Below are 24,861 nucleotides of genomic sequence, written 5' to 3'. Positions count from 1 at the left end.
GGTCAGCGCCCCTCGCCCGTTAGCCGCTCGCGACTCCGCGCCAACGTGTCCTTGGCCTCCTTGGGCAGCTCGGGGTAGTGAGGGTCGATCTGCTCCAGCACGTCCACGATCGCCTCGCTCACGACCCAGCGGGCAAACCACTTCTGGTCGGCGGGAACCACGTACCAGGGGGCATGCTCCGTCGCGGTGGCGTTGATGGCCCTCTCGTAGGCGTCCATGTAGTGAGGCCACAGCTCGCGCTCGTCGATGTCGCCCGCCGAGAACTTCCAGTTCTTCCTCTCGTTGTCGATGCGCTCCAAAAAGCGCTCCTTCTGCTCGTCGAGCCCCACGTTGAGGAAGATCTTGAGGACGCGGTAGCCGTTGTCGTAGAGGTACTCCTCAAAGTTTGCGATCTGCTTGTAGCGCCGCTCGAAGAAGGTGTCCCTGCCGTCGTTGAGGCAGCGTTTGGGCATGGCATAGCCCTTCCAGATGTCATGCACGCGCACCACGAGGACGTCCTCGTAGTACGAGCGGTTGAACAGGCCCATGAAGCCGCGGGGCGGAAGGTGCGTGACGGCACGCCACAGGTAGTCGTGGGCGAGCTCGGTCTGGCTGGGCTGCTTGAAGGAGTGCACCACGACGCCCTGGGGGTTGACGCCGCTCATAACGCGCTTGATGGTGGAGTCCTTGCCGGCCGCGTCCATGGCCTGCAGGAGGATCACGAGCCCCTCGCGGCCTTCGGCATAGAGCTTGTCCTGCAGCTCTCCCATGCGCAGGGTGTTCTGCGCGGTGAGCTCCTCATACCGGAGCTCCTCGTCCTTGTCGATGTCGAGGGAGGTCCTGACGTCGTCCAGCGAGAACCGGCCCTTGCCCTCAAAGCGAAAATCCTTGATGTTCATGATCTCTGACCTCCCGTTGGTCGATCCTGACGGACGCCCGCAAGCCCCCGGCCCCGGCCGCTCCTCTGGCGAAAGCAAGAACAATATGCATATTAATGACTTATTTATACTACCGCTACAGGGGGACCTCCCTTCAAGTCAGCATTACTCGGGCAAATAGGGTAAAAATTGGCTATTTTGACCGAGTTGTGCCGACTTTTTGAGACCCCGCCTCATGACACATGAATATGGGCGCCTGCACCTTCCACATTCTGCCGGACAAGACGGTGCCTCTGGATAGAAGGCGCCCGCCCGATGACCCCTGACGCGGGATCCAGGGTGACGGTCAGGGGCATGTGGTTTGCCATCTTCGGCATAGCTCACGCACGTCAACGGTATAAGCCCTCACAGGAACCATCATGACCGGGAACGAGGCACATCATGGCAAGCGTGCTCATAAAGGACACCACGCGCGAGGAGCGGGAGCGCATCGTGCGCCGAGGGCTTTCCTGCGGGGACGCCACCGGCTGCGACAGCTGTTCGGGCTGCAGCATGGGCGTGGGGTCGATCGACGCCATGTATCAGCCCTACATTGACGGCAAGCTGGAGCTTGCTGAGGTCAACATGCTCCACGCGGCAACGAGCTACACCCACGGCTAGACCGCCGCGCCCACGCCAAAGCACACGTCGCACCAGGGCAGACGCGGACGACGACGCCTAGGACGTCATCGACGCGCAGTCGGCCGGGCCTTCGCGCAGGATGCGCAGCCCATGCCCGATGGGCCCAATGACGGCCCGTATGTTCTCGCAGGCGGCCTTGGGACTGCCAGGCAGGTTGACCACCAGGGTGCGTCCCAGCGTGCCGGCCGTCGCGCGCGAGAGACAGGCGCGCGGCGTGATGGCCATCGAGGCGGCACGCATGGCCTCGGGGATGCCGGGAACCAGGCGGTCGCAGACGGCGCACGTGGCCTCGGGCGTCACGTCCCGTTGCGAGAGTCCCGTGCCGCCGGTGGTGAGCACGAGAGCCACGTCCTTGGCCGCCTCACCCCGAATCGCGGCCTCTATCCGCGGGCGCTCGTCGGGAACGACGCAGCGCCCGACCACCTCATAGCCCTCGGCCTCAAGCAGCGCGCGCAGGGCGGGGCCGCTCGCGTCGGCCCTCTTGCCGCGCGAGGAGCGGTCGCTCACCGTGATGACGGAGGCCGTCTGGCGCCGACTGGGCGCCGCGTCATGGGACCCCGCCCCAGCAAGGGGCGTCGCCGTGCCACCGAACTTCGCCGCGACGTGGGGTCCCGGCTCACCATGAGATGTTGGCTCGTCAGGGGGCTCCGCGGCGTTGGGGTGCTCCCGCGCCTGGCGTCCATCAAGGTCCCCCGCCTTGGAATCGATGTCGCGCATCCTCACTCCTTTGGCTCAAACGGGCAGTTGGGGGCAAGGGAGAACCTCCCTCGTATGGCGAGCCCTCCCTCCCCCAGCTCGGCAAAGTCCTGCTTGGTGAGCTCGACACCCGCCGCGATGCGCGGCAGCACGAGGTCAAACACCGTGGACGCCGCGTACATGACGCAGCCGGGCAGGCCCACGACGGGCGTGCCGGGCCCACAGACGCCCTCCTTGCCAAAGTAGCCCAGCAGCATCATGGCGCCGGGCAGGACCGGGGCGCCGTAGCTGACGATGCGCGCGCCCGCGCGCCTGATGGCCCCGGGGGTGTTGTCGTCAGGGTCCACGCTCATGCCTCCCGTGCAGCAGATGAGGTCAACCCCCTCCCGCCGGGCCGCGCCTATGGCGGCCGCAAGATCATCCGGGTCGTCGCCCGGCCGCGTCACGCTCGTGCAGCGGATGTTGAAGGCGGCGAGCTTTGCCTGGACCACGGGCGTGAACTTGTCCTCGATGAGGCCGCTCTTGACCTCGGAGCCCGTCGCGATGATGGCGGCCGTCCGCAGCTTGAAGGGCTCCACCGCGAGAAGCCTCTCGCCGTGGGCGGCCCGTTCGGCCGCGGCAACCTGCTCCTCACGAATGACCAGGGGAATCACGCGCGTCCCGGCCAGCTCGTCGCCCGCGCGCACGGCAAGGTTGCCCTTGCGCGTGGCCACCATGACCTCGTCGGTCGCGTTGACCGCCCGCAAGCGCTTCGCGTTGACGAGCAGGACGCCGTCGCAGGCCGCGCGGATGGAGATCTTTCCCTCGCGAGGAGCGCCCGCCCGCACGGTGTTGGGGCCCAGGCACAGGGCGGCCATGCGCTCGGCCGCGTCATTCTCGTGGAGCATGCCCGCAGCAAGCTCCCACACGTACAGATGCTCCTTGCCCATGGAGAGGAGGACGGGGACGTCCTCTTCCGTGACCACATGCCCCTTCCTGAAGCGCGGCCCCTTGTAGCGGCCCTGCCCGCCCTCGCCGCCCACCACGATCTGAGTCATGTCGTGGCAGAGCACGTGCCCCACCGCGTCAACGGTCTTGACCAGCCTCATGTCATCCTCCTTGCCCGTCGCCCTTCAGCGTCGCGGCGCCTCGGGACCCTCGTCCAGCACCCGTATCGCGTCGCCCGCCCGCACGACGCCCCCGCGCGCGACCACGCAGAAGACGCCGTCGGTGGGCATGACGCACATCCCCACGAGACGGCGGATCTCGCAGTCGTTGTGGCAGGTCTTACCTATCTGCGTCACCACGAGAAGAGCCTCGCCGACGGCCAGCGTCGTCCCCACCGGCAGCTCCCTGACGGCGATGCCCCTGGTGAGGATGTTCTCCGCAAAGTCGCCTGCGGCGAGGACGGCGCCGCCCTCGCGCATCCGGTCAACCGACTCGTCCGCCAAGAGCGAGACCTGCCGGTGCCAGGCGCCGGCATGGGCGTCTCCCTCTATGCCGAGACCCACGACGAGGCGCAGCTCCCCGACGGGGCGCTTGCGCTCGCCCTTCCGCTGCGAGACGCAGGTGGCCACGACGCTGCCTGCGACGCCGGGCGCGGCTCCCTTTGCGACGCCATGCCGATCCTCGCGCGGCGGCGCCACGAAGTGCCCGGACTTGCCCCCGTCCTTCTCGAGCAGGCGGACGTCGCGCACCACCATGTCGCGCTGGTGCGACTTGCACATGTCGTAGATGGTCAGGCAGGCGACGGACGCCGCCGTGAGCGCCTCCATCTCGACGCCCGTCTCGCCCAGGCAGCGGCACCACGCCTCCACGGCCACGCCGTCGTCCTCGGGCGTGCAGCGGACCTCGACGCCCGTGAGCGCGACGGGATGGCACAGCGGGACGAGCTCCCAGCAGCGCTTGGCCGCCATGATGCCCGCCACCTGCGCCACGCCGAGCACGTCACCCTTCCTGGTGGTGCCGGCGCGCACGAGGGCGAGCGTGTCCTCGTTCATGAGGACCTTGCCGGCGGCGCGGGCCACCCGCTGGGTCCTGGGCTTTTGGGAGACGTCCACCATCCGCGCGTGGCCCTCCTCGTCAAAGTGCGTGAGCGCCATGGCTCAGCCCCCTATCTGGTTCATGCTTCGTGGCGTGGCGCTCGCATGGGCCACGCCCAGGTGATGGCGCGCCGGCTTGGCGGCGATTCCCTGCCTCAGGGCCGCGACGAGCTCGGGACCCGAGAGGCCGCGCAGAGAGATCTCCGCGCGCGAGTGCAGGCAGGGCTTGAGCATGCCGTCAGCCGTCACCCTGATACGGTCGCAGGTCTTGCAGAAGCCGTGGCTCACGGGGCGAATCAGGCCTATGGTGCCGCGCCACCCTTCCTTGCGATACAGCTGCGTCACCCCGTCTTGCCCCGCGGGCACCAGGCCGGCCACCTCGTCCACGACGACGTCGGCCGAGACGAAGCGCTCCCTGGGCCACGAGGCGCACGCGCCCATGGGCATGAGCTCGATGAAGCGCACGCTGGCGACGCCCAGCTCCCCGTCGGCGCCGTCACGGGCGAGCTCGGCGAGCGGGACGATGTCCTTCTCGTTGACGCCCCCCAGAAGGACGCAGTTGAGCTTGGTGGGGCCCAAGCCCGCCTCGCGCGCCGCCCTGAGGCCCGCCAGGGCGTTCTCGAGCGACCCGCAGCGCGTCATGGACCGGTAGCGGTCCACGTCAAGGGTGTCCAGGCTCACGTTGAGACGGTCGAGACCGGCGTCGCGCAGCCCTGCCGCCAGGGGGGCCAGAAGGGTGCCGTTGGTGGTCATGGCCAGCTCCTCGACGCCGGGCACCTCGGCGAGCATGTGAACGAGCCTGACGATGCCCCTGCGTACCAGCGGCTCGCCCCCGGTGACGCGAACCTTGCGCACCCCCAGCGTCACCGCCGCCCGCACGATGTCGCGCAGCTCCTCAAACGTGGCCATCTCGCCGTGGTCCCGGCGCGGGACGCCTCCCTCCGGCATGCAGTAGACGCAGCGGCAGTTGCAGCGGTCCGTCACCGAGAGGCGCAGGTAGCGAATGTCTCGCCCCCGTTCGTCAAGCATCTGGCACCACCTCGGACAGCGGCATCACGTGCTCGGGCCTCACCAGGACCAGCACGTTCGCGGGGCGTCCCAAAGACCGCCAGCGATCCTTGTCAAGCTCATGGCGCAGCAGACCTCCCGCCGGCGTGCGCAGCATCACGATCGTGGAAAACGTTGACTCGATGACGCGGTCCACGGCGCACGAGACGCAGTTGGCCTCGCCCGCCGGCGCCTGGGTCCTCTCGCCCGTCGGCACCTGGACCCTCTCGCCCGCCGGCGCGACGTCGAGGTAGTGGGCACGCAGGCCCACGTGGGTCACGGGGCCGTCGCATGGCAACGACGTGCGCAGCGTGATTCCCCACTCCTCGCAGGCGAAGGCGTCCGGCCCCACCTGACGGGCCCGGCTCACGTTCTTGCAGCCGCTGATCAGGGCGGCAGAAAGCGAGCGCGGGCGAGAGAAGAACTCCTTCACCGTGGCCTTTGGCTCTGACCTTCCGCGCGTGATCGTGCAGACCGTGTCGCACAGGCGAAAGACCTCGTCACGGTTGTGGGACACGTATACCGCGCCCCCGGCGAAGCCCTTGAGCGTGTCAGCGAGCTCGAGCTCAAGCTGCCAGCGCAGATACTCGTCAAGCGCCGAGAAGGGCTCGTCCAGAAGGAGGAGCTCCGGGTCGCTCGCCAAGATGCGCGCCATGGCGCAACGCTGCTGCTGACCGCCCGAGAGGGATGACGGCCTGCGCCCCTCAAGGCCCGTCAGCCGCATGGCGGCAAGCTCACGGCGAGCCCGCGCCAGACGCTCCCCCTTGCTGGCGCCCACGGCGCCGCACGCAACGTTCTCGAGCACCGTCATGGTGGGAAAGAGGGCGTAGCTTTGGAACAGATAGCCCACGCGCCGCCGCTGCGGCGGAAGGTCGACGCGGCGCTCGCTGTCAAAGAGCACGCGGTCGCCCAGCACGATGCGCCCGCAGTCGGGGCGCTCGATGCCGGCGATGCACTTGAGCGTCATGGACTTGCCGCAGCCCGAGGCGCCCAGCAGGGCCACGACCTCATGCGAGCTCTCGACCGTAAACGACACCCGCAGCGTGAAGTCGGAGAGGGCCTTCGTGATGTCAACGACAAGCGCCATCAGACGGCCCCCCTTTGCGCGGGGCGCACGCGCGCGTTCAGGTAGTTGAGGGCGAGAAGCACGACCGACGATATGGCCAGGTTCACCAGGACCCACCTGAGCGCCAGGGCGTCGTCGCCGGTGCGCCAGAGCTGATAGACCGTCGTGGAGACGGTCGCCGTGATGCCTGGCGTATAGCCGGCGATCATGGACGTGGCGCCGTACTCGCCCAGGGCGCGGGCGAAGGCGAGCACGGCGCCGGCGACGATGCCCTGCCGACAGCAGGGCATCTTGACGCGCCAGAAGATCCATGTCTCGGACTTGCCGAGCGTCCTGCCCGCCTGGGACAGGGTCTCGTCAAACGCCTCGAAGGCCCCGCGCGCCGTGCGGTACATGAGCGGAAAGCTCACGACGACGGTCGCCAGGATGGCCGAATACCACGTCATGGTGAGCCTCACGCCAAACGCGTCCATGAACCACGCGCCCACGGGACGCCGGGGACCAAGGACGATGAGCAGGAGATAGCCCACGACCGTGGGAGGGAGCACGAGGGGAAGCGTGAGGACCACGTCCAGCGCACCCTTCACGAGGCGCGGGGCGCGTGCCACCACGTTGGCAAGGCCTATACCCACCGCATAGACGACCGCCGTCGAAAGGGCAGCAATCCTGAGTGAGTTGAGAAGTGGATACCAGTCCATGGAAGGCCTCGACCTACGCCGTGGCAAGAGGCGTGAAGCCGGCCTTCTCGAACTGCGCGGCGGCGTCGGCCGTCTTGAGGAACGCGAGGAAGGCCTTGGCGAGCTCCGGCTGCGGCGCGTCCTTGAGCGCGGCGGCCGGGTAGATGACGCGCCCGCACAGGGACGAGTCGGCCTCCTCGACGACCTCGAGGCCCGCGGCGTGCGCGTCCGTCTTGTAGATGACGCCGCAGTCCACGGCGGCCTCGGACAGCTGCGAGGTGACTTCCTTGACGTTGGAGCCGTAGGTGATGCGGCCGGCCTGGGCGAGCTCGTTCTCGTCCAAGCCGAGGTGCTCGAGGATCTGCTGGGTGTACTGGCCCACAGGCACGTCGGAGTTGCCCATGCAGAGCTGAATCTGACCGGCCTTGAGCTTGTCGGCCATGTCGGCAAAGCCGCTGACGCCCTTGGGGTTGCCCTTGGGGACGCAGAGCGTGACCTTGTTCTCGAGCAGGTCGACGCGCGTGTCGTGATCCACGAGGTCGATGCCCTCGTTGCCCTTCTCGGACTTGGCGTCCAGCTGGTTCATCTGCTTCTGGGCGGCAGAGACGAAGACGTCGCAGGGGGCGCCCTCCACGATCTGCTTCTTGAGGGTGCCCGAGGAGTCAAACGTGAAGACGACCTCGGACCCGCCCTCGGAGGCCTTGAAGAGGTCGCCGATGGCCGTGAGCGCCTCGGTGAGCGAGGCGGCCGCAAACACGATCAGCTTGCTGGAATCGCCCTTCGACGAGGCGGCGCCTGAGGGGTTGGTGCCCGCGCCGCCCTGGGCGCAGCCGACAAGGCCGAGGCCGGACGCCGTCACGAGGGTGCCGACGAATGAGCGCCTGCTGATGCTAGACGAAACGTTCATGGTGGTTCCTTTCAAATGGTGTTGCCTATCCTTGGGTGAAGCGGCCGCCGCCCTGCTCGTGACGCCTGTCGCAGGACGCAGCTTCGAGGCGTGCCGTGCCTCCTAGGGCTCCTCCTTCCTCACGTGCGCCGCATGCGGGCGCAGCTCCCTTGGCCGTAGCTCCGCGCGGCAGCGAATCATCTCCGCCGCGATCGAGATGGCGATCTCGGCGGGGGTGACGGCGAGGATGTCCTCGCCCACGGGCAGGTGGACCGCCTGGGCCCAGACGTCGCTCACGCCGCGCTCGACGAGCGTCCTGCGGACGAAGGCGGCCTTGCCACGACTGCCGATGCAGCCCACGTAGGCCGGCTGCGCCGGGGCGACCTGCCGAAGCACCTCCAGGTCCGCCACGTGCCCATGGGTCATCACGACGACGTAGTCGCGCCTGGTCACATGCACGAGTTCGCTCACGTGCCCAAAGTCGCCGCACACCACGCGCTCCGCGCGCGGGAACAGCTCGGTCGTGGCAAGCTCCGCACGATCGTCAAAGACGGTGACCCTGAACCCCACCCCCGCAAGGACCGGGCAGAGCGCCTGTCCCACGTGCCCGGCCCCAAAGACGTAGGCCATGGGGTCGGCGCCGATGGGCTCGCTGTAACGGCGGCGCGCCTCGTCCCACAGGGGCAGCTCGGTCGTGGCCCGCAAATCGCCCGGATCGACGTCCCTGACGCTCGTGAGGCTGACGCGCGGGCGCCTCTCGTCCGACCAGTCCTCGTCGATGACGGATGGCTCATCTTGCCGCCCGCGCTCAAGGAGGTCGGCCAGGAGGCGGGCCTCGTCTGCGGGCTCAAGGGAGCGACGAACGGACAGGAGGGCGTCTCCCCCGCAGGCCATGCCCGTCTTCGCGTGCGTCAGCCATTCCAGCGAACCCGGCGCCATTCCCTCGAGCACGGCCCGGCAGCGTTCCATGGCCATCTGCTCCACGCGCCCGCCACCGACCGTGCCCAGCCAGCTCCCGTCCGAGAGGAGCGCCATGCGCGCGCCCGCCCCGCGCGGCATGGAGCCGCGGGTTGCCAGGACGCCGGCCAGGGCGAAGGGGCGCCCCGCACGCGCCTCCTGTAGCAGGCGGGCGACGAGGACGGCGTCGCGCAGGGTGCCGCTCGAATCCGTCATCATGCGCGCTCGCCCCCCTGCGTAAGGCGGATGCGCCGTCCGCCCGAGCGCTCCTCCATGCGCCCTATGACGCGCGCGCACGGCACCCGACCGTCCCGCTCGAGCTCGCCCACGAGCGCCGAGGCGTCGGCAGGGGCGACGGCCAACAGCAGGCCGCCGGAGGTCTCGGGCGAGAAGAGCACGTCCGTCAGGTCCAGCGGCAGGCCCTCCGCCTGCACCTGGTCCTGCGCATAGCGGCGGTTGCGATACATGCCCGCCGGCAGCAGGCCCAGCCGGGCCCAGTCGCGCACGCCGGGCATGAGCGGGACGGCGCAGACGTCGAGGGTGACGTCCAGGTCCGCGCCCTGGGCCATCTCGAGCAGGTGGCCCATCAGCCCGAAGCCGGTCACGTCCGTGGCGGCATGAATGTCGTGTCGCACCATGACGTCGCGGGCGTAGCGGTTGAGGGTGAGCATCGAGCGTTCCGCGCGCTCGACGTCCTCGGGCGAGGCGAGTCCCGCCTTGGCCACCGTCGTGATGACGCCCACACCGAGGGCCTTCGTGAGCACGAGCAGGTCGCCGGGACGCGCCCCGGCATTCGTGAGCAGCCGTCGGGGATCCACGATGCCGGTCACGGCCAGGCCGTACTTGGGCTCGCTGTCATAGATGGAGTGACCGCCCGCGATGACGGCGCCCGCCTCGTACACCTTCTCGTAACCGCCCCGCAGGATCTGGTGGACGACCTCCTTGGGCATGTCCTGTGGCACCGTCAGGATGTTAAGGGCCACCTTGGGCTCGCCGCCCATGGCATAGACGTCCGACAGGGCGTTCGTGGCGGCGATGGCGCCGTAGGTGTAGGGGTCGTCGGCGATGGGCGGGAAGAAGTCGGTGGTCGCCACGATCGCGACGTCCTCGGAGACCTGATAGACGGCCGCGTCGTCGCTCTTGTCAAAGCCCACGAGCAGCCTGGGGTCGTGCCGCACGTCCAGGCCCTCGAGCAGGCGGGCGAGCTGGCCGGCGCCCACCTTGGCCCCGCAGCCCGCGCACTCGGCAAGCTTGGTGAGTCTGACGTCGTCCATGGCGCTACCCCCTGAGCCTTCCCGACAGGCCCGCGACGGCCTCGAGCACGCCGCCTGCGACGGCGCGGGCCTTGTCCGAGCACGAGAAGCAGTGCCCCCGCTTGCAGCGCGGGTCGATGTCGCCCGACTTCATGCCCTCGACCACGGGGACGCCCTCCTGGAGCAGCCCCCTGAGCACGCCGTCTATCGTGGCGAGAAGCGGCGTGCCGTCAACGGTGGCGACAAGGTCGCCCTGCCTCACCGTGTCGCCTATGCTCATGAGCGGCTTGAAGCTCCCGGCCGCGGGGGCGCGCAGGACGCGGTCGGCGGCGTGCCCGCCGACGAAGCCCGGCACGCCCGTGTTGGGGATGGGCGTGCCGTCATAGATCACGCGCCCCAGGTAATGGCCGCGCTTTGTCTCGATGGCGGCATGGCAGTCCGCCGAGGAGTCGTGCCCCGCGTGAAAGCCGGGCCCCACGCCGATGACGATGGGAGCCATGTCCTTGGTGGTGCCGACGTTGCGCTTGGCGATGATGGCGTCCACCAGGACGTCGGGGGCAAGGGCGGCGATGCAGGCACCCTCGCCGTCAACCAGCACCGCGACGTCACCCGCGCGCACGGTCGCACGCGCCTGCCTCACGTCCGCGCACCGGCGGGCAACCACGTCCTCGACCGTCGCCTCGCCCAGGCGGACGGCCTCGGAGAAGCTCACGGTCCGACGAACCGCCGTGGGCACGGCCACGTCCAGCATGATCACGTCGCATCCCGCACGGTGCAGCCGAATCGCTATGCCGGTCGCAAGGTCACCCGCGCCTCGTACAACCACCAGCATCCCTGCCACCTCCTCAAAGCTCCAGGTCGTACAGGCCCGCGACCACGAAGCCGTGGCGCGCCGCCTCCTCAAAGTCACCTCGGGCCTCGGGCGGCATGGCCCAGGCCAGCCCGCAGTCCGCGCGGATGGCGGTGGGCGTCGGGATGAGCCGGCCCGCCACCCCCCGCTCGCGGCAGATGCGCTCCGCCTCGAGCGCCTCGTGCGTGGAGTCAAACGCGGCCACCGTCCGTGCCTCGAGTCTTCGTCCCATGGCGCTACGCCTCCCTCGCCAGCCTGCCCAGGGCGTCGAGCGCGTAGTCAACGTCCTGGTCGCTCGTGAACCACCCAAACGAAAAGCGCACCGCCCCCGTCCTGGAGGTGCCGAGAGCCCGGTGCATGAGCGGCGCGCAGTGGGCGCCCGCCCTGACCGAGATGCCGTGGCGCTCCTCGAGCGCCAGGGCGAGCGCCGACGACTCCCATCCCCTCACGTTCAGGGCGAGCACGGGCGCATGGTCCCGTTCCGGCCGGCTGCCGTCAAGCAGCGCGAGGTCGCGTGGCAGGCCACCATACAGCGTGCAGCCTTCCAGGGAGCGCACGCCCTTTGCAAAGCGACGCACCAGGGCGAGGTCGTGACGATGCACCCGCTCGACGCCAAGGTCGTCAAGCCATGCCAGCGCGGCGGAGAGGCCCGCGATGCCATGGGCGTTCAGCGTGCCCGCCTCAAGGTGCTCGGGCCAGGCCTCAGGCATCCCTTCGTCAAACGAACGCACGCCCGTGCCGCCGCGCAGCGTGGGCATGACCTCGACGCCGGGCCTTGCGATCAGGCCGCCGGTGCCCTGAGGCGCCATGAGCGCCTTGTGCCCGGTGAACGCGAGCAGATCGGCGCCAAGAGCCTGCATGTCAACGGGACGCGCACCCGCCGTCTGGGCGCAGTCCACCAGCAGAAGCGCGCCGGCATCGTGGGCTATGCGCGCGACGGCACCGACGTCGCACACGTCGCCGGTGAGGTTGGAGGCATGGGTGCAGGTCACCAGCCGCGTTCCCGGCGTCACGAGGCGAGCCAGCTCGTCAAGGTCCAGTGCGCCGCGCTCGTCCGCGCCGACGACGTCCAGGCTGACTCCCCTCTCGTCGCGCAGGGCAAAGAGGGGCCGCAGCACGGAGTTGTGGTCCCACGCCGTCGCGACCACGTGGTCGCCCGGCCTCACTGTGCCCAGGATGGCCAGGTTGAGCGCCATCGTCGCGTTGGCGCACATGACGACGCGCTCGGGCCGGACCCCGTTGAAGAGCCGGCAGACGCGTTCGCGCGCGACCATGACGGCGCGGGCCGCTCCCAGCTCGCACCCGCCCGCCCCGCGTCCGGAGCTGCCGAGCGACCCCAGGGCGCGCACGACCGCCTCCGTGACGCAAGGAGGCCGCACGACGGAGGTTGCGGCGCAGTTCAGATAGACCCGACGTTGGCTCTGCGGATGCATGGCGACAGCCCGACGCGCCCTAGAGCACCGTCACGCCGGGGTTCTCGGCAAAGACCTTGGCGATCTCGTAGAGGTTCGTCACGCCGCCCACGGCGAGCCGCTCGCGGATGCCATAAAAGTCAAGGCAGGTGCCGCAGGTCAGAATCTGGGTCCCGCGCGCCTCGAGCTCGCGGATGTCGTCCAGAGACTCGCTCCCCTCGCAGGTGAGGTGCGCGCCGCCGTTGTAGAAGAGCGCCAGGCGCGGCACCTGATCCTGATGGGCCAGGGCGTACAGGAGCCCCTTGACCAGGATGCGTCCAAGCTCCTCGCTGCCGCGTCCCATGGTGTCGGCGTCAACCACGATCACGGCGTCGCCACGACCGGGAATCTCGCAGAAGCCGGCGGCCTCGGCCGACGCGGAGGCGCTCTGCTCGACGGGGGCGTTCGGCGTGAGGGTGAGGGTCGTCTCCTGGCCCTGCGCGACCGTCGTCAGCGCACAGCCCTTCTCTGCGGCGAGGCGTGTGAGGTTGGCCGAGGCGACGTCGTCGTTGACCAGGATGTCAAGGCTCTCGCCCGGCTTGAGCTTGGGCAGGGCCTCAAGGGCGAGGACGACGGGACGGGGACAGGCTAGGTTTCTCGCATCGATATGCATGTGACATCCCCTCCTTGTGCCGGGAACCAGCGTCACGCCGGCAGTGGCTGATTGTTATAGTTACAGAACTATAACGGTGTCGCTCACTTACCATATACTAACAAACAGTTAGGTAACCTTATGAATTTATATAGGTCGCTGCGAGTGGCGCCGGGCGTCACGTCAGTGGTGGGCAGCGGCGGAAAGACGTCGCTGCTTGCACGGCTCGCCCACGAGCTGCCGGGTTCCGTCATCCTCACCACGTCCACCCACATCCTTCCCTTTGACAACATGCCCCTCGTCACGGACGGCGACGCGCAGTCCGTCGAGGAGGGCCTGAGGTCATCTCGGGTCGTCTGCGTGGGGGCACCGGGGCGGGAGGGCAAGCTCGCCGCGCCGTCACTTTCCGTCGCGGAGCTGGCGAGGCGGGCCGACTACGTCCTCGTGGAAGCCGACGGCGCTCATGGGCGGCCCCTCAAGGCGCACGCGGACTGGGAGCCCAACGTGCCCGCAACGACGCGAAGAACCATCCTTCTCGTGGGTGCGAGCGGGTTTGGCAGACGCATTGCCGAGGTCGTGCACAGGCCTCAGCTTATCTGCGAGCGGCTGGGGGTGGACGGCGGCGATGTCGCGACGCCCGAGCTCATGGCTCGACACCTCGCGTGGGAGATGGAGCAGGGGGTGGTCACGCCGGACGTCGTGCTGGTGAATCAATGCGACGGCGAGGGACGCAGGGACGAGGCCGCCCGGTTTGGCGAGGAGCTCGCACGACTCCTCAGCGTCACCGACGCAGGTGCCCGCATCCCCCGCGTGATGGGCGTCTCTCTTCTGGGGTGACGTGTTCGCGCGGCACGTGACCGCGGGTGACCGCAGGGCCGACTCTGAGGATGCGATCAACCTTGACCGCCATGCGACGGATGGGGAGGCCTTCCCGCGTGACGCGAGCCGCCCGGGCCTGCGGCGGGGGTCTCCGGCCTGGCGCCGGGGGGCATCCCCATAGGTCTGCGGGTGCTGCGCACCGATTCCTACCGGTTCCTATAGGCTCGCGAGCGCCGCGCGCGGGTTCCAATAGGTTTGCGGGTCCCGCGTGTGGGTTCCTATAAGTTTGCGGGCCTCTCCCGTGCAGAGCTATAGGTTTGAGGAAAAAGGAGAATTTCTACCTGGGCAAACGCCGCGACAATTCCTCAAGCCTATAGGTCTGTCTCCTCCGGCCTCTCAAACGTATAGGTGCGCGGCGGCACCGCTCTCAAACGTATAGGTGCGGCACGCCGCGGACCTCAGGCCCGGGGAGACGGCACCGAAACCGGCACGGACGAGCCGCGCGCCCGCCCGAAGACGGCGGTACATAGGGGCGTGCAAGGGCGAGGCCGGGGGTGACCCCCCCGGCCTCCGTCAAGCGCTACGATCGGGAACGCCCGCACGGCAGCGCTGCGGCCTCCCGCTCATGGCGCGCGTCGCCGACGTCAGCGATCCGTCGGCGCGCAACGGCTAGCTCTCGCTGCTCTTGCTCGCCAGGAGACCCGCAAGCCCAAGCGCGACGCCGGCGGCCGCAAGGGCTAGGAGGGCAATCGGCCCCTCGTCGCCCGTACGGGGCAGAGCGACATCCGCCTTGGGCGTCGGAGGCTCGGGAGTGGGCGTATCGGGCGTGGACGGGGCAACGAACTCGTTTGTCACCGTAAGAGTGCCGTCATCCGCGACGCCGTAGGACACGCGGTAGTCGCCGCGCATGTCCCCCGCGGCGAGGGGCTCGCCCGACGTTGAGAGCTCGGCCACGGAGTAGACGTACGCGCGGCCCTGCTGGTCTAGCTCGGGCACGCCCTTCCACACGACGGAGAGACCCTCGGTCTCCACCGGCTTGCCGACCGCCTCGGGAGCTTCGCCGCCAACGGATCTCAGGAGCTGGAGCCGCACCTCCCCGTGATCGGCGTCGGCGCCGCCCGACCAGGACTTCGCCGCAGAGACGTCAACGGTGCGCAGCGTGTTCGTTATGCCAAACGCGTACGCGTTGCCCCGCGCGGTCCCGTCGTCGTAGGTGACCTCGTACTGTTCGGGGACGTTGAGCTCGCTGACCTTGTACTGGTAGGGGTTGCCCTGGGGGTCCTTCTCGTCCTGGTCCCTCCACGTGTACGAGAGCCCTTGCGTGGTGACGGGCTCTCCCACGGCGCTGAAATCCTGCTCGGTCGCGGTCTTCCTCATGAGCTGAAGGGACACCTCGCTTGCCTTCTGCGGGTCAAGCTTGTCATTCCAGGTCTTCTTCGCCGTCACGTCAATCGTGTCGAAGCCTACCGTGACGCCGGCAGACGCCTGTTCGAGCTTGACGCGTGCCTCCGGTGGGGCAGAGGTCCCCATGAAGGTGCGAGCGTACATGTTCAGGCGATTGACCGCCGACGTGCCGGCAAGCGACTTGTCGGTCGGGCCGTCGAAGTAGGCAAAGGCGCTCAGGGACAAGCCCTGGTCCAGGATGAAATCGTTGCCCTTGTCAGTCTTCGTGCAGTCGATGGCGATCGCGGTGACCTGGGATGGGTCGTCGTTGCCGTCCTTGTCCTTGGGAAGCTCCGTGCTCCAGACTGACGCGTCCGAGAGGTCCGGCCCCTCTGATGGCAGGTCCTTGTCGCTTGTGAGCTTCGTCGAGTAGTACACGACCGGCTTGAGGGTGTCGCTGGGGTCCCCGTACTGCGGCTTCGCCTCGAGGGCGCTCACGTCCAGACGCTTGAAGCTGCCCTGCCACATGGAGTCGGCATCCGAGTTGCCCCTCTCGAACACGTCGCAAAGGACCAGCCTGTCTGCACGGGTCTTCTTCTCGAGCTCATAGCTCATGCGGTAGCTGTAACCCCTGCCACCAAGGATGCTTGCCTGTGACGCATATGTTCCTTCCTCGTCGCTCGCCACCTGGAGGTACAGACCCGAGGAGTGAATGTCCACCGGCCTGTAGTTCACCGTCGTCTGCGCATACATCGTAGTGTCAGGGTCCTTCTTCTCTATTTGAGAGAAGAACCTGCCAAAGCTCAGGTTGTCAGGCGTCTTGATGCTATTCCCAGGGGCAAAGCTCGTGGGGGCGTTTGGGTTCCTGTTGATGAAGCCCGCCGAGTTCACCAGAGTGAGGCCCCTGTCCTTGATGTTGGTGTAGCTGTTTCGCAGCTTGTAGGTCAAGGAGACGGTATAGGTGTCCGCGCGGTGAATGCTATCCAGGACCTCCTGCGGCATCGCGTAGGACACGCGCATGAGCGTCATGCCGGATTCCTGGTAGTTGGACTCAAACGAGACGCGCACGTCGGTGACCTTGGGTAATTTGGCCTTTGGATCGCTGCTCGTGTACCAGTGATACGTGCCGTTGAGGTTCACGGCGACGCTCTTGGGGTCAACGGTGGTGCCGGCGGGCAGAAGGTCGACGAACTCCCCCTTCGCAAAGACGTACCCTCTGAACAGCTCGTTGTCCTTCTGGGGGTCGCCCGTCACATCCGGCTGCTCGTGACTCGAAATGGAGTTTGATGCCGACACCCAGATTTTGCTCTCCTCGTACTCGCCCTCGGGACAGTCCTCGACGTCCTTTGGTGCCGCCGCAGTCTTCCAGATGTTTGAGGAGAGGCGCAGGTCGGAAAGGCGATAGGTGGCGGTGCCCAGATTCTGCCCCGTCGAGATGCCCGTCTGGGTGCCGTTGATGCTCTGAGTCGCAATCTGAGTCACATAGCTCGCGCTTCCCGCGTCCTTTGCAGCTTGGAGCAATCCCTTGAGGTGTGCGGTGGGCCTCAACATCATCGAGGTCTTGTCGCTCAGGTCCATGGCGTACGCGCTCAGGTCAGATGCCTCGTAGCGAATGCCGGCCACGTCGGCGGGAAGCTGGTAGAGCGTGATGCCGCGCCCTGGTGTGTCTGCGTCACCGCCGTCTTCGTACGTGGCAAGCGGCGTCCCCGACATGTCCACGGCGGCATACGTTTTGTTCGTCTTGGTGACGGTGGCAAACTGCGTCCACTCCGTGCTGCCGGCCTTGCGAATGTAGACGGACACGCTCAAGGGGGCGGTGTCCTCCGCAGGGTCGGCCATCGCGCCGATGGGGGTGTTGAGAGCCCCATGGGCGGCAAAGCTCACTGAGAAGCCGCGGTAGAAATAGTCTGCGTCATCAAGGGCAGAGAGCTTCTCCCATTGGGAGGCGGTGCTCGTACCGCTGGCGACGTCCTGTGAATAGTATGGCGCCCCCTGCTCATATCTAAGCTGCCACGGCGCAACATCAAAGCTGCCGCTCTCTTCGTTCCATAGGGCGGCGGGAGCCGTGGCCAAGGCGCTCTCAAGATGGAAGCTGGGCGCGGAAGGCCCGCCCCATGCAGGACTCTGGAGCCTCACGGGGTTGCCGTCAAGCAGGAAGGTCCTTCCGGACTCATAGTTCATCAGGGCCGAATTCCTGTTGTAAAGGCCAAAGCTTCCCTCGCCCTTGGAAAAGTGGAGCGTCTTCTGCGCGTCTGCCGCAAGGGCGTACGACTGGCCGTCGTAGGCCTTCTCGTCCACCGAGAAGCTGTCGCTCACGGTCACGTCCGTGCCGTTCTTCATGGCCTCCTCGAGCATCGAGCGCGGGTATCGCTTGAGGACGAAGACGTGCCGGGGCGTGGGGTAAACATCATCCCTGACCTCAAGGCTGCTCTCGGTGGCGCGCTGCTCGCCGACGACAGCCGCCACGGTCCAGTCGTTGTCGACATTGACGTAGGCGCCGTTTTTGCCCCCGCCGATGCCCGGGTATGCCTTTATTCCCGGCTCGCCGGAGCCGCGCCACGCCCAGCTGTACATGCCTACGAACTCGCCCTGGGACCCCGTGTCCTTGAAGGTGGCGTACGTGCCGATGGACGTGCCGCGTCCGGGCTGATACTGGGCGTGCCACACGACATAGAAGTAGTCGCTTGCGTCGACCGGCCTCGCTCCCCAGCTCGGCTGCCACGCGAGAAAGGCGTCGCCGTCCGCTTGGTTGAGGCTCGAGATCTCGTATTCCAGCCTTCCCTGCCTGAGGCTGGTCGTAAGGTCGACCAAAAGCGCCCTCGTCGTGGTCTCGCTCGCGTCAAACGTTCCGTCGCCGTCGCTGTCGAGCTGATAGGTGACCTGGTACTGCTGGTTGGCGATGGTGCCGTCAGGGCCGACCTTCACGAAGCTCGGGCGGTAGGTGTACGACAGCCCAAAGTCCAGAGTGTTGCTTCCTGCCACGTCTGCAAAGTTCGTCAGGGTTATCGTTCCGTCGCCGTTGTCCGTGTAGTTGTACTGGGAGCCGGCGGGTTGGGCGGGAGCCTGCGCGAAACTCCAGCTCAACTGGTCATCGTATGTAATGCTCGTGTTCTGCCTGGCATTGACGTTTGCGTCCCCCGCCCAGGACGAGAAGAGCCGGGAGGGCAGCGTGATCCTGATGGTGCCGGGCTTCCAGACGGACACGGTGTCGCTGACTACATGAGCGCTCAGGGCGAGTCCCGCCGTCTTTTGGGCGTTGTCCTGGGGAGTCAGATAGATATGGCTCAGGTCGCTGCCGTTGTAGTGGTAATCCTTGACGCTGGCATCGACGGCGTTGCTCCAGTGGGCATCAAGAGAGACGGAAACCTGCGGTGAGCGCGCTGCCGCCGGGGCGGGCACAGAGGGGGCGGAGGCCTCCAAAGGCGCGGCTTCGTCCACGACGTCAGCGCCGCTCGAGGGAAGGGCGCCGTCCGCAGCCACAGACGTTTCCGACTGTCCCGGAGCCTCCGTCGGTGCCGCAAGGGCGGGAAGCGTCGCACCTGCCGCCACAAGAAGGGCGGCCGCAAAGGACATTCCCACTCTCGTGCGAAGCGCACTAAGAAGGCCTCTCGATGCCTTCCTCAACAATTTGGGCTCCTCGGCTTGCATGGCGCTATCCCCTCTCCGCGCGGATGTCATCTCGCTCAACCGTCAGACCCTCATTGGGGACCCGGCACATACCGGAACGACGATAGCGCATCTGATACGCACGAGCAGTCACTTTAATAAACTATTAAGGTGTCGGTCGAGTTTTGCCGCCATGCGGCGAATGGGGAGGTCTTCGGGGGGCCTTCCCGCGCGCCGCGAGCCGCCCGGGCCTGCCGCGGGGGTCTCCGGCCTGGCGCCGGGGGCACTCCTATAGGCCTGCGGGTGCCGCGCGCGGGTTCCTATAGGTTTGCGGACGACGCGCGCGGGTTCCCACCGGTTCCTATAGGTTTGAGGGCCTCTCCCGCGCAGAGCTATAGGCTTGAGGAAAAAGGGGAATTCCCACCTGGGCAAACGCCGTGGCAATTCCTCAAACCTATAGGTCTGTCTCCTCCGGCCTCTCAAACCTATAGGTGCGACACGCCGCGGCACTCAAACCTATAGGTATGCGCCTCCGGCTTCTCAAACTCATAGGTGCGTGGCGGCGTCGCTCTCAAACGTATAGGCGCGGCAGGTCGTATCTCTCAAACGTATAGGTACGGCTCATCGCGGCGCTCAAGCCCAGGAGAGCGGCGCAGACGCCGGCGCGGACGAGCCGCGCGCCCGCCCGAAGACAGCGGTACATAGAGGCGTGAAAGAGCGAGGCCGGGGGACGACCCCCCGGCCTTCGTCGATTGCTACGATCGGGAACGCCCGCACGGCAGCCGCAGGCCGTCTTGGCTGCGGCGACGCTCCGTCGGATGCCCTAGCGATGCGCGATGGCCTTGATCTCGACCTTGGCGCCCGGCTTGGGAAGGGCGGCAACCTGGAAGGCGGCGCGCGCGGGGTAGGGCTCGGCGAAGAACTCCCCGTACACCTTGTTCATGGCCGCAAAGTCGGCGATGTCGGCAAGAAGGACCTCGGTCTCGGCGACGTCAGCCATGCTCGCGCCCGCCGCCTCGAGGATGGCCTTGACGTTCGCGAGGCTCTGGCGCGTCTGCTCCTCGACGCCCTCGCCCGCCAGGTCGCCCGTGGCGGGGTCGATGCCGAGCTGGCCCGACACGTGCATCGTCTGGCCCGTGGCGACGGTGCCGGCGGAGTAGGGCCCGAGGGCCGCAGGCGCCTTGTCGGTCTTGATTGCGAAGATGGGCATGCTTGCTTCCTTTCTGTGCGCGGCCGCGATTGCGGCCTTCCCTCATGTTGCTATGTCTCCCCATCGCTGGGGGTCGTGCCCTCTGTCGCGGCACCCGTGCCCTCTGTCGTGGCGCGCGTGCCCTCCGTCGCGGCACCCGCGCGCGATGGCGCCGCCTTCGTGCGGAGCTACCTTCTCACGTACCTTCCCGGCGTGGCGTCCGTGGGCTCGCCGTCGCGCGCGACGAGCGTGCCGCCGACGAACACCAGGCGGGCGCGACCCCGGCAGACCATGCCCTCATACGGCGTGTAGTCAACGTTCTGGTGCTGGTCGTGCGCACTGATCGTCCAGCGCCGCGCAGGGTCCCACACGCAGACGTCCGCGTCGGAACCCACGGCCAAGACGCCCTTGCGCGGGTACATGCCAAACACGCGAGCCTGGTTCTCGGAAAGGAGCCGGCAGAGCTCGCGGGGGCCAAGCACGTCCGCGAAGGCGGTCATGACGAGCGCCGGCCGGTGCTCTATGCCGGGGCCGCCGTTGGGGATCTTGCGGAAGTCCTCACGACCGCGGTCCTTCTGGCCCATGAGGTTGAAGGAGCAGTGGTCCGTGGATATGGTGTCGATCTCGCCCGCGGCCACCGCCTCGCGAAGCGCGGCACGGTCGGACGCGCTCCTCAGCGGGGGGCTCATGACGTACTTGGCGCCGCCGAAGTTGGGCTCCAGATAGCGGGTCTCGTCCAGCAGCAGGTACTGGGGGCAGGTCTCCACGAAGACGTTCCTCTGCCCGCGCGCCTTGGCGGCGCGGATGACCTCAAGCCCCAGCCTCGTGGAAAGGTGCACGACGTTCACCCGGGCGTCTCCCGCCAGGTGCGCGATCATGAGGAGCCGCGCGACGGCCTCCGCCTCGCAGACGTCGGGCCTGCTCAGGGGATGCCCCTCGGGCCCGGTGACGCCCGAGGCGATGGCGCGCTCCTGCAGGGCGTTGACCAGCGTGCCGTTTTCGCAGTGGACGCAGAGCGTGGCCCCCAGGGGCGCGAGGCCCTCCAGCACCTTGAGCGTCTGCGCGTCATCCAGACGCAGGTGGTCATAGGCAAAATAGGTCTTGAACGAGCACACCCCCGCCTCGCGCAGGGACGGGAGGTCGCTCCTGGTCCGGTCGTTCCAGTCGGCGATGGCCATGTGGAAGGCGTAGTCCGTCGCGCAGCACCCTTCGGCGCGGCGCTGCCACTCCTGGAGCGCCTGCGGCATGGTCATGCCCTTGTCCTGGGTCGCATAGTCAACGACCGTCGTGGTTCCGCCGCACGCCGCGGCGCGCGTGCCCGTCTCAAAGCTGTCAGCCGTCCAGTCCATGCCCGTCCAGCACTGCAGGTGGGTGTGGGCGTCTATGAACCCCGGAAAGACGTAGCAGCCGCTCGCGTCATGGCACCGCGCGCCCTCCAGGACGTCGTCACCGACGCCGCCCGGCACCACGGCCGAGATGGTCGAGCCCTCCATCACGAGGTCACCCTGGACCAGCCCCTCGGGAAGCACCAGGGATCCCCCGCGTATCACGTCCCTTGTTGCCATGGGCCTCACTCCCCTCCTGTCGCAGGGTCCTGCGCGCGCTGGGCGGCGTCAAGAGCCTCCCTCACCCGCGCGAGGTCGTCCTGCGTGTCAACGTCCATCAACTCGCCCGGCGACGACGCCTGGACCAGGCGCACCGTCGCGGCAAGGTCCGGGCTTCTCCTCAAGATCGCAAGACCGCCCTGGCTGCCCTCAAGCCCAAGCAGCGCCTCCCTGAAGACGCCGGGAAACAGCACGGGGGCGCCCGGCTCGTCCTTCCACGCCAGTCTCACGATGGCGCTCGGATGGCGGACGTGCTCGTCAACGACGGCCGAGACGCTCGTCGCCGAGACGAGGGGCTGGTCGCCCGAGACGAAGAGGTAGCCGGCGCGCTCTCCTAAGGCTCGCATGCCCTCGCGTACCGAGTCGCTCCTCCGCTCGCCGTCGTGCAGGACGCAACGCACGCCCCGACCCTCGCAGAGGGCGCGCACTCGGGGGTCGCGGGTCGTCACCACCGTCTCCACGCGAGGGTCCCCCAGCGCGTCGAGCACCCGCGCCAGCATGGGCGTTCCGTCAAGGGGCTCCATGAGCTTCTGCCTGCCAAAGCGTCGGGCCAGGCCCGACGCCATGACCACGCAGCCCAGGCGCGCCACCTGCTGGGTCCCGGCGAAGGCGCTCGCAAACGACGTGCGCGCGGCGGCCGAGCAGGCCTCGTTCCACAGCTCGAAGCGGCGCATCAGCAGCCGCCCGGCTGCGGAGAGGGACGAGCTGCCTCCGCTCTCGCCGCCGATGCGCCGCTCGACGAGCCGCTCGCCCAGCCCCTCCTCCGCCCTCTTGAGGATGCGGAGGGCCTTCGAGTAGCTCATGCCCATGGAGCGCGCCGCGGCCGAGAGGCTCCCGCACTCGTCAACCTTCTTGAGCAGGCGATAGGGGCCGGGGCCAAATATGCGCCCGCCCCCCTCGTCGGCGAGGTACGTCACCGTGCCTGGACCCATGGGCATCGCCTCCCGTCATCGGGCCGCGGGTCGGTCCCTTGGAGCCTGGGCCCGGCCCGCGGCGACGCTATGACTAGCTATGAATCCTTGTTCCCGTCTTGCCGGCGATTCCCTCGGCCGCCCGGTCGAGCTCGGTGATGAGCGAGCTTTTCCCGACGCCCGAGCAGGCAAACTGCAGCGCGGCCTGGACCTTGGGAAGCATGGAGCCGGGCGCAAACTCGCCCGAGGCGATGTAGCCCTGCGCCTCCTCGGGTCCCAGGTCGTCCAGCCAGCGCTCATCTGGCCTGCCAAAGTGGACGGCGACCTTCTCGACCGCCGTGAGGATGATGAGCTCGCGCGCGTCAAGCTGTTCCGCAAGGCGCGCCGCGGCGAAGTCCTTGTCGATGACCGCCGGGACGCCCTTGAGATGGTTTCCCTCGGCGCGACAGACGGGCACGCCACCCCCGCCGCAGGCGATGACCACGTGCCGCGCGGCGACGAGGGAGCGGATCGTGTCAAGCTCGACGATGGAGACGGGCGACGGCGAAGCGACGACCTGCCGCCAGCCGCGGCCCGCGTCCTCGACCACGTGACATCCGCGGTCCCTCACCAGGGCGTCCGCCTCGTCCTTTGACATGAACGCGCCGATGGGCTTGGTGGGACGCCCAAAGGCCTCGTCATTCCGGTCAACCTCGACCTGCGTGAGCACCGTCGTGACGCCGCGTCGGACGCCGCGGTTCGCAAGCTCCTCGCGGATGGCGTTCTGCAGGTCGTAGCCAATGTAGCCCTGGCTCATGGCGACGCAGACGGAGAGGGGGCAGGGGGCGTAGCGCGCGGGGTCAGACCTCGTGAGCTGCGTCATGGCCTCCTGGATCATGCCCACCTGAGGGCCGTTGCCGTGCACGACCACGACGTCGTTGCCCGCCTCCGCCAAGTCCGCGATGGACCTGGCGGTGCGGCGAACGGCCGCCATCTGCCCGGGAAGGTCCTTGCCCAGGGCGTTGCCGCCCAGGGCGACGACGATCGTGTCAGACATGCTCGCCTCGCCCCTACTCGCTCACCCAGCGGGCGACCCCGCGCTCCTCGAGGGCCTTGAGCATGGCCTTGGGATCCTTGACCTTTTGCAGGAAGATCATGGCGGCCACGGCGTACGGCTTGTAGCTGGCCTCCTTGTACAGGCCCTCGCGATGGGCGTCAAAGACCTCGCTCTCGACCTCGCCGTGCTCGCAGGAGACGCCGTTGATGTCGGCGGGCAGCGGGTGCATGTAGATGGTGTCCTGGCCGTTGGCGGTCTTTTCCATGAGCTCTCGGGTGCAGCACCAGTCCTGGTGCGTCGCGTTCTGAGCCAGCAGCTGCTGCTCGAGCTCGTCGATGCCCTTGGCGTCGCCTGCGGCGTACAGCTTGGTGCGCTTCTCCATGGCGGCATAGGGCGCCCAGCTCTTGGGGATGACGATGTCGGCGCCCTCGAAGGCGGCGGCCATGTCGGTGCCCTTCGTGAACGTCGCGCCCGACTCGGCAGCGTAGGCGCCCGCGCGCTCCACGAGCTCGGGCATGAGGTCGTAGCCCTCGGGGTGGGCCAAAGACACGTTCATGCCAAAGCGCGTGAGCAGCATGATGAGCGACTGCGGGCAGCTGAGGGGCTTGCCATACGAGGGCGAGTAGGCCCAGGTGACGGCAACCTTCTTGCCCCTGAGCTCGTCAAGTCCGCCAAACTCGTTGATGAGGTAGAGAAGGTCGGCCGAGGACTGCGTGGGATGGTCCGAGTCGGACTGCAGCGAGACGAGCGTGGGGCGGTGGTCCAGGATGCCGTCGCGCCAGGACTCCTCGACGGACGAGGCAACCTCCCTCATGTACGCGTCACCCTCGCCGATGAACTTGTCGTCGCGGATGCCGATGACGTCGGCCATGAAGCTGATCATCGTCGCGGTCTCGCGCACGGTCTCGCCGTGGGCCACCTGGGACTTGCTCTCGTCGAGGTCCTGCTGCTGCAGGCCGAGCAGGTTGGTGCCCGAGGCAAACGAGAAGCGCGTGCGCGTGGAGTTGTCGCGGAAGTTGGAGACCGCGAGGCCGGAGTCGAAGATGCGCGTGGAGATGTTGCGCTCGCGCAGGTTGCGCAGGGCGTCCGCGACAAGGTACAGGGCCCTGAGCTCGTCGGTGGTCTTGTCCCAGGTGTGCAGGAAGTCGTTGTTGAACATGTCGGAGAAGTCGAGCTTGCCAAGCTCCTCGAGGTAGGCGTCAAACGTGCGGTCCATGTGGTTCCCCTCCCGTTGATGGGTCGTCAGCGTCAGGGCGCCCGCCGTCGGCGACGGGCGCCC

General features: G+C 67.8%; 22 protein-coding genes. 2 read left to right on the top strand and 20 right to left on the bottom strand.

Going from position 1 to position 24,861, the window contains the following annotated elements:
• Positions 1-2 precede the first annotated feature (2 nt).
• Positions 3-878: a PPK2 family polyphosphate kinase gene (locus BN3001_RS04560; RefSeq protein ID WP_058270634.1), complete on the bottom strand. Its 876-nt coding sequence runs from the start codon at positions 876-878 to the stop codon at positions 3-5.
• A gap of 420 nt (positions 879-1,298) precedes the next feature.
• Here BN3001_RS04560 and BN3001_RS04555 point away from each other — a divergent pair, with 420 nt between their 5' ends.
• Positions 1,299-1,517, top strand: a complete 219-nt coding sequence (locus tag BN3001_RS04555) for a hypothetical protein (protein WP_058270633.1) — start codon at positions 1,299-1,301, stop codon at positions 1,515-1,517.
• Between the two features lie 57 nt (positions 1,518-1,574).
• Here the strand turns inward: BN3001_RS04555 and BN3001_RS04550 are convergent, their stop codons facing one another.
• From BN3001_RS04550 to yedF, 13 genes are all read right to left on the bottom strand, one after another.
• Positions 1,575-2,255: a MogA/MoaB family molybdenum cofactor biosynthesis protein gene (locus BN3001_RS04550; RefSeq protein WP_082629983.1), complete on the bottom strand. Its 681-nt coding sequence runs from the start codon at positions 2,253-2,255 to the stop codon at positions 1,575-1,577.
• A 2-nt stretch (positions 2,256-2,257) separates the two neighbouring features.
• The gene (locus tag BN3001_RS04545; RefSeq protein WP_058270632.1) at positions 2,258-3,322 is read right to left on the bottom strand and encodes a molybdopterin-binding protein; all 1,065 of its coding nucleotides are present in this window, start codon (positions 3,320-3,322) and stop codon (positions 2,258-2,260) included.
• Positions 3,323-3,346: 24 nt separating this feature from the next.
• Positions 3,347-4,315, bottom strand: coding sequence for a cyclic pyranopterin monophosphate synthase MoaC (gene moaC / locus BN3001_RS08715; RefSeq protein ID WP_082629982.1), 969 nt, complete (start codon positions 4,313-4,315; stop codon positions 3,347-3,349).
• Positions 4,316-4,318: 3 nt separating this feature from the next.
• Complete coding sequence (gene moaA, locus BN3001_RS04535; RefSeq protein ID WP_058270631.1) at positions 4,319-5,284, bottom strand: GTP 3',8-cyclase MoaA; 966 nt, start codon at positions 5,282-5,284, stop codon at positions 4,319-4,321.
• Positions 5,277-6,389, bottom strand: coding sequence for a sulfate/molybdate ABC transporter ATP-binding protein (locus BN3001_RS04530; RefSeq protein WP_058270630.1), 1,113 nt, complete (start codon positions 6,387-6,389; stop codon positions 5,277-5,279). Before BN3001_RS04530 ends, moaA begins: the two co-directional genes overlap by 8 nt.
• A complete protein-coding gene (gene modB / locus BN3001_RS04525) occupies positions 6,389-7,066 on the bottom strand; it encodes a molybdate ABC transporter permease subunit (RefSeq protein WP_058270629.1) in 678 nt (225 codons plus the stop codon). Before modB ends, BN3001_RS04530 begins: the two co-directional genes overlap by 1 nt.
• A gap of 13 nt (positions 7,067-7,079) precedes the next feature.
• The gene (gene modA, locus BN3001_RS04520) at positions 7,080-7,952 is read right to left on the bottom strand and encodes a molybdate ABC transporter substrate-binding protein (RefSeq protein WP_058270628.1); all 873 of its coding nucleotides are present in this window, start codon (positions 7,950-7,952) and stop codon (positions 7,080-7,082) included.
• Between the two features lie 102 nt (positions 7,953-8,054).
• Positions 8,055-9,107, bottom strand: a complete 1,053-nt coding sequence (locus tag BN3001_RS04515; protein WP_235815043.1) for an XdhC family protein — start codon at positions 9,105-9,107, stop codon at positions 8,055-8,057.
• Positions 9,104-10,162, bottom strand: a complete 1,059-nt coding sequence (gene selD, locus BN3001_RS04510) for a selenide, water dikinase SelD (protein ID WP_058270627.1) — start codon at positions 10,160-10,162, stop codon at positions 9,104-9,106. The genes BN3001_RS04515 and selD overlap by 4 nt, the downstream gene beginning before the upstream one ends.
• Positions 10,163-10,166: 4 nt before the next feature.
• Positions 10,167-10,973, bottom strand: coding sequence for a selenium-dependent molybdenum cofactor biosynthesis protein YqeB (gene yqeB, locus BN3001_RS04505; RefSeq protein WP_058270626.1), 807 nt, complete (start codon positions 10,971-10,973; stop codon positions 10,167-10,169).
• 13 nt (positions 10,974-10,986) lie between these two features.
• Positions 10,987-11,223 (bottom strand): putative Se/S carrier protein, encoded by a 237-nt coding sequence (locus tag BN3001_RS04500; protein WP_058270625.1) that lies wholly within the window; start codon positions 11,221-11,223, stop codon positions 10,987-10,989.
• Between the two features lie 4 nt (positions 11,224-11,227).
• The gene (locus tag BN3001_RS04495) at positions 11,228-12,424 is read right to left on the bottom strand and encodes an aminotransferase class V-fold PLP-dependent enzyme (RefSeq protein WP_058270624.1); all 1,197 of its coding nucleotides are present in this window, start codon (positions 12,422-12,424) and stop codon (positions 11,228-11,230) included.
• Between the two features lie 19 nt (positions 12,425-12,443).
• Positions 12,444-13,055, bottom strand: a complete 612-nt coding sequence (yedF, locus tag BN3001_RS04490) for a sulfurtransferase-like selenium metabolism protein YedF (RefSeq protein ID WP_058270623.1) — start codon at positions 13,053-13,055, stop codon at positions 12,444-12,446.
• A gap of 120 nt (positions 13,056-13,175) precedes the next feature.
• On the opposite strand from yedF, the gene yqeC reads away from it, so the two are divergent.
• Positions 13,176-13,871, top strand: coding sequence for a selenium cofactor biosynthesis protein YqeC (gene yqeC, locus BN3001_RS04485; RefSeq protein WP_082629981.1), 696 nt, complete (start codon positions 13,176-13,178; stop codon positions 13,869-13,871).
• A gap of 651 nt (positions 13,872-14,522) precedes the next feature.
• Here yqeC and BN3001_RS04480 read toward each other — a convergent pair.
• The 6 genes from BN3001_RS04480 to ygeW form a co-directional block, all read right to left on the bottom strand.
• Entirely contained in the window at positions 14,523-18,716 is a 4,194-nt protein-coding gene (locus BN3001_RS04480) for a Cna B-type domain-containing protein (protein ID WP_197407452.1), read from the bottom strand.
• 949 nt (positions 18,717-19,665) lie between these two features.
• Positions 19,666-20,052, bottom strand: coding sequence for a Rid family detoxifying hydrolase (locus BN3001_RS04475; RefSeq protein ID WP_058270620.1), 387 nt, complete (start codon positions 20,050-20,052; stop codon positions 19,666-19,668).
• A gap of 167 nt (positions 20,053-20,219) precedes the next feature.
• Complete coding sequence (gene hydA / locus BN3001_RS04470) at positions 20,220-21,596, bottom strand: dihydropyrimidinase (protein WP_058270619.1); 1,377 nt, start codon at positions 21,594-21,596, stop codon at positions 20,220-20,222.
• 5 nt (positions 21,597-21,601) lie between these two features.
• The gene (locus tag BN3001_RS04465; protein ID WP_058270618.1) at positions 21,602-22,573 is read right to left on the bottom strand and encodes an NTP transferase domain-containing protein; all 972 of its coding nucleotides are present in this window, start codon (positions 22,571-22,573) and stop codon (positions 21,602-21,604) included.
• Positions 22,574-22,640: 67 nt separating this feature from the next.
• Entirely contained in the window at positions 22,641-23,582 is a 942-nt protein-coding gene (arcC, locus tag BN3001_RS04460) for a carbamate kinase (protein WP_058270617.1), read from the bottom strand.
• Positions 23,583-23,595: 13 nt separating this feature from the next.
• Positions 23,596-24,798 carry a knotted carbamoyltransferase YgeW gene (ygeW, locus tag BN3001_RS04455; RefSeq protein ID WP_058270616.1) on the bottom strand — a complete coding sequence of 401 codons (1,203 nt, stop codon included), beginning with the start codon at positions 24,796-24,798 and terminating at the stop codon, positions 23,596-23,598.
• Between the last annotated feature and the right edge of the window lie 63 nt (positions 24,799-24,861).

Origin of the sequence: Olsenella massiliensis, from assembly GCF_001457795.1 — a bacterium.
Lineage (GTDB): Bacteria > Actinomycetota > Coriobacteriia > Coriobacteriales > Atopobiaceae > Olsenella_F > Olsenella_F massiliensis.
Note: the sequence above shows the minus strand (reverse complement) of the source record. Positions and strands in the feature narration are given on the sequence as shown.

Excerpts from the sequence above, each read along its gene's own strand:
- BN3001_RS04560 (WP_058270634.1), bottom strand. The coding sequence starts at position 878 with ATGAACATCAAGGATTTTCGCTTTGAGGGCAAGGGCCGGTTCTCGCTG.
- BN3001_RS04555 (WP_058270633.1), top strand. The coding sequence starts at position 1,299 with ATGGCAAGCGTGCTCATAAAGGACACCACGCGCGAGGAGCGGGAGCGC.
- BN3001_RS04550 (WP_082629983.1), bottom strand. The coding sequence starts at position 2,255 with ATGCGCGACATCGATTCCAAGGCGGGGGACCTTGATGGACGCCAGGCG.
- BN3001_RS04545 (WP_058270632.1), bottom strand. The coding sequence starts at position 3,322 with ATGAGGCTGGTCAAGACCGTTGACGCGGTGGGGCACGTGCTCTGCCAC.
- moaC (WP_082629982.1), bottom strand. The coding sequence starts at position 4,315 with ATGGCGCTCACGCACTTTGACGAGGAGGGCCACGCGCGGATGGTGGAC.
- moaA (WP_058270631.1), bottom strand. The coding sequence starts at position 5,284 with ATGCTTGACGAACGGGGGCGAGACATTCGCTACCTGCGCCTCTCGGTG.
- BN3001_RS04530 (WP_058270630.1), bottom strand. The coding sequence starts at position 6,389 with ATGGCGCTTGTCGTTGACATCACGAAGGCCCTCTCCGACTTCACGCTG.
- modB (WP_058270629.1), bottom strand. The coding sequence starts at position 7,066 with ATGGACTGGTATCCACTTCTCAACTCACTCAGGATTGCTGCCCTTTCG.
- modA (WP_058270628.1), bottom strand. The coding sequence starts at position 7,952 with ATGAACGTTTCGTCTAGCATCAGCAGGCGCTCATTCGTCGGCACCCTC.
- BN3001_RS04515 (WP_235815043.1), bottom strand. The coding sequence starts at position 9,107 with ATGATGACGGATTCGAGCGGCACCCTGCGCGACGCCGTCCTCGTCGCC.
- selD (WP_058270627.1), bottom strand. The coding sequence starts at position 10,162 with ATGGACGACGTCAGACTCACCAAGCTTGCCGAGTGCGCGGGCTGCGGG.
- yqeB (WP_058270626.1), bottom strand. The coding sequence starts at position 10,973 with ATGCTGGTGGTTGTACGAGGCGCGGGTGACCTTGCGACCGGCATAGCG.
- BN3001_RS04500 (WP_058270625.1), bottom strand. The coding sequence starts at position 11,223 with ATGGGACGAAGACTCGAGGCACGGACGGTGGCCGCGTTTGACTCCACG.
- BN3001_RS04495 (WP_058270624.1), bottom strand. The coding sequence starts at position 12,424 with ATGCATCCGCAGAGCCAACGTCGGGTCTATCTGAACTGCGCCGCAACC.
- yedF (WP_058270623.1), bottom strand. The coding sequence starts at position 13,055 with ATGCATATCGATGCGAGAAACCTAGCCTGTCCCCGTCCCGTCGTCCTC.
- yqeC (WP_082629981.1), top strand. The coding sequence starts at position 13,176 with ATGAATTTATATAGGTCGCTGCGAGTGGCGCCGGGCGTCACGTCAGTG.
- BN3001_RS04475 (WP_058270620.1), bottom strand. The coding sequence starts at position 20,052 with ATGCCCATCTTCGCAATCAAGACCGACAAGGCGCCTGCGGCCCTCGGG.
- hydA (WP_058270619.1), bottom strand. The coding sequence starts at position 21,596 with ATGGCAACAAGGGACGTGATACGCGGGGGATCCCTGGTGCTTCCCGAG.
- BN3001_RS04465 (WP_058270618.1), bottom strand. The coding sequence starts at position 22,573 with ATGCCCATGGGTCCAGGCACGGTGACGTACCTCGCCGACGAGGGGGGC.
- arcC (WP_058270617.1), bottom strand. The coding sequence starts at position 23,582 with ATGTCTGACACGATCGTCGTCGCCCTGGGCGGCAACGCCCTGGGCAAG.
- ygeW (WP_058270616.1), bottom strand. The coding sequence starts at position 24,798 with ATGGACCGCACGTTTGACGCCTACCTCGAGGAGCTTGGCAAGCTCGAC.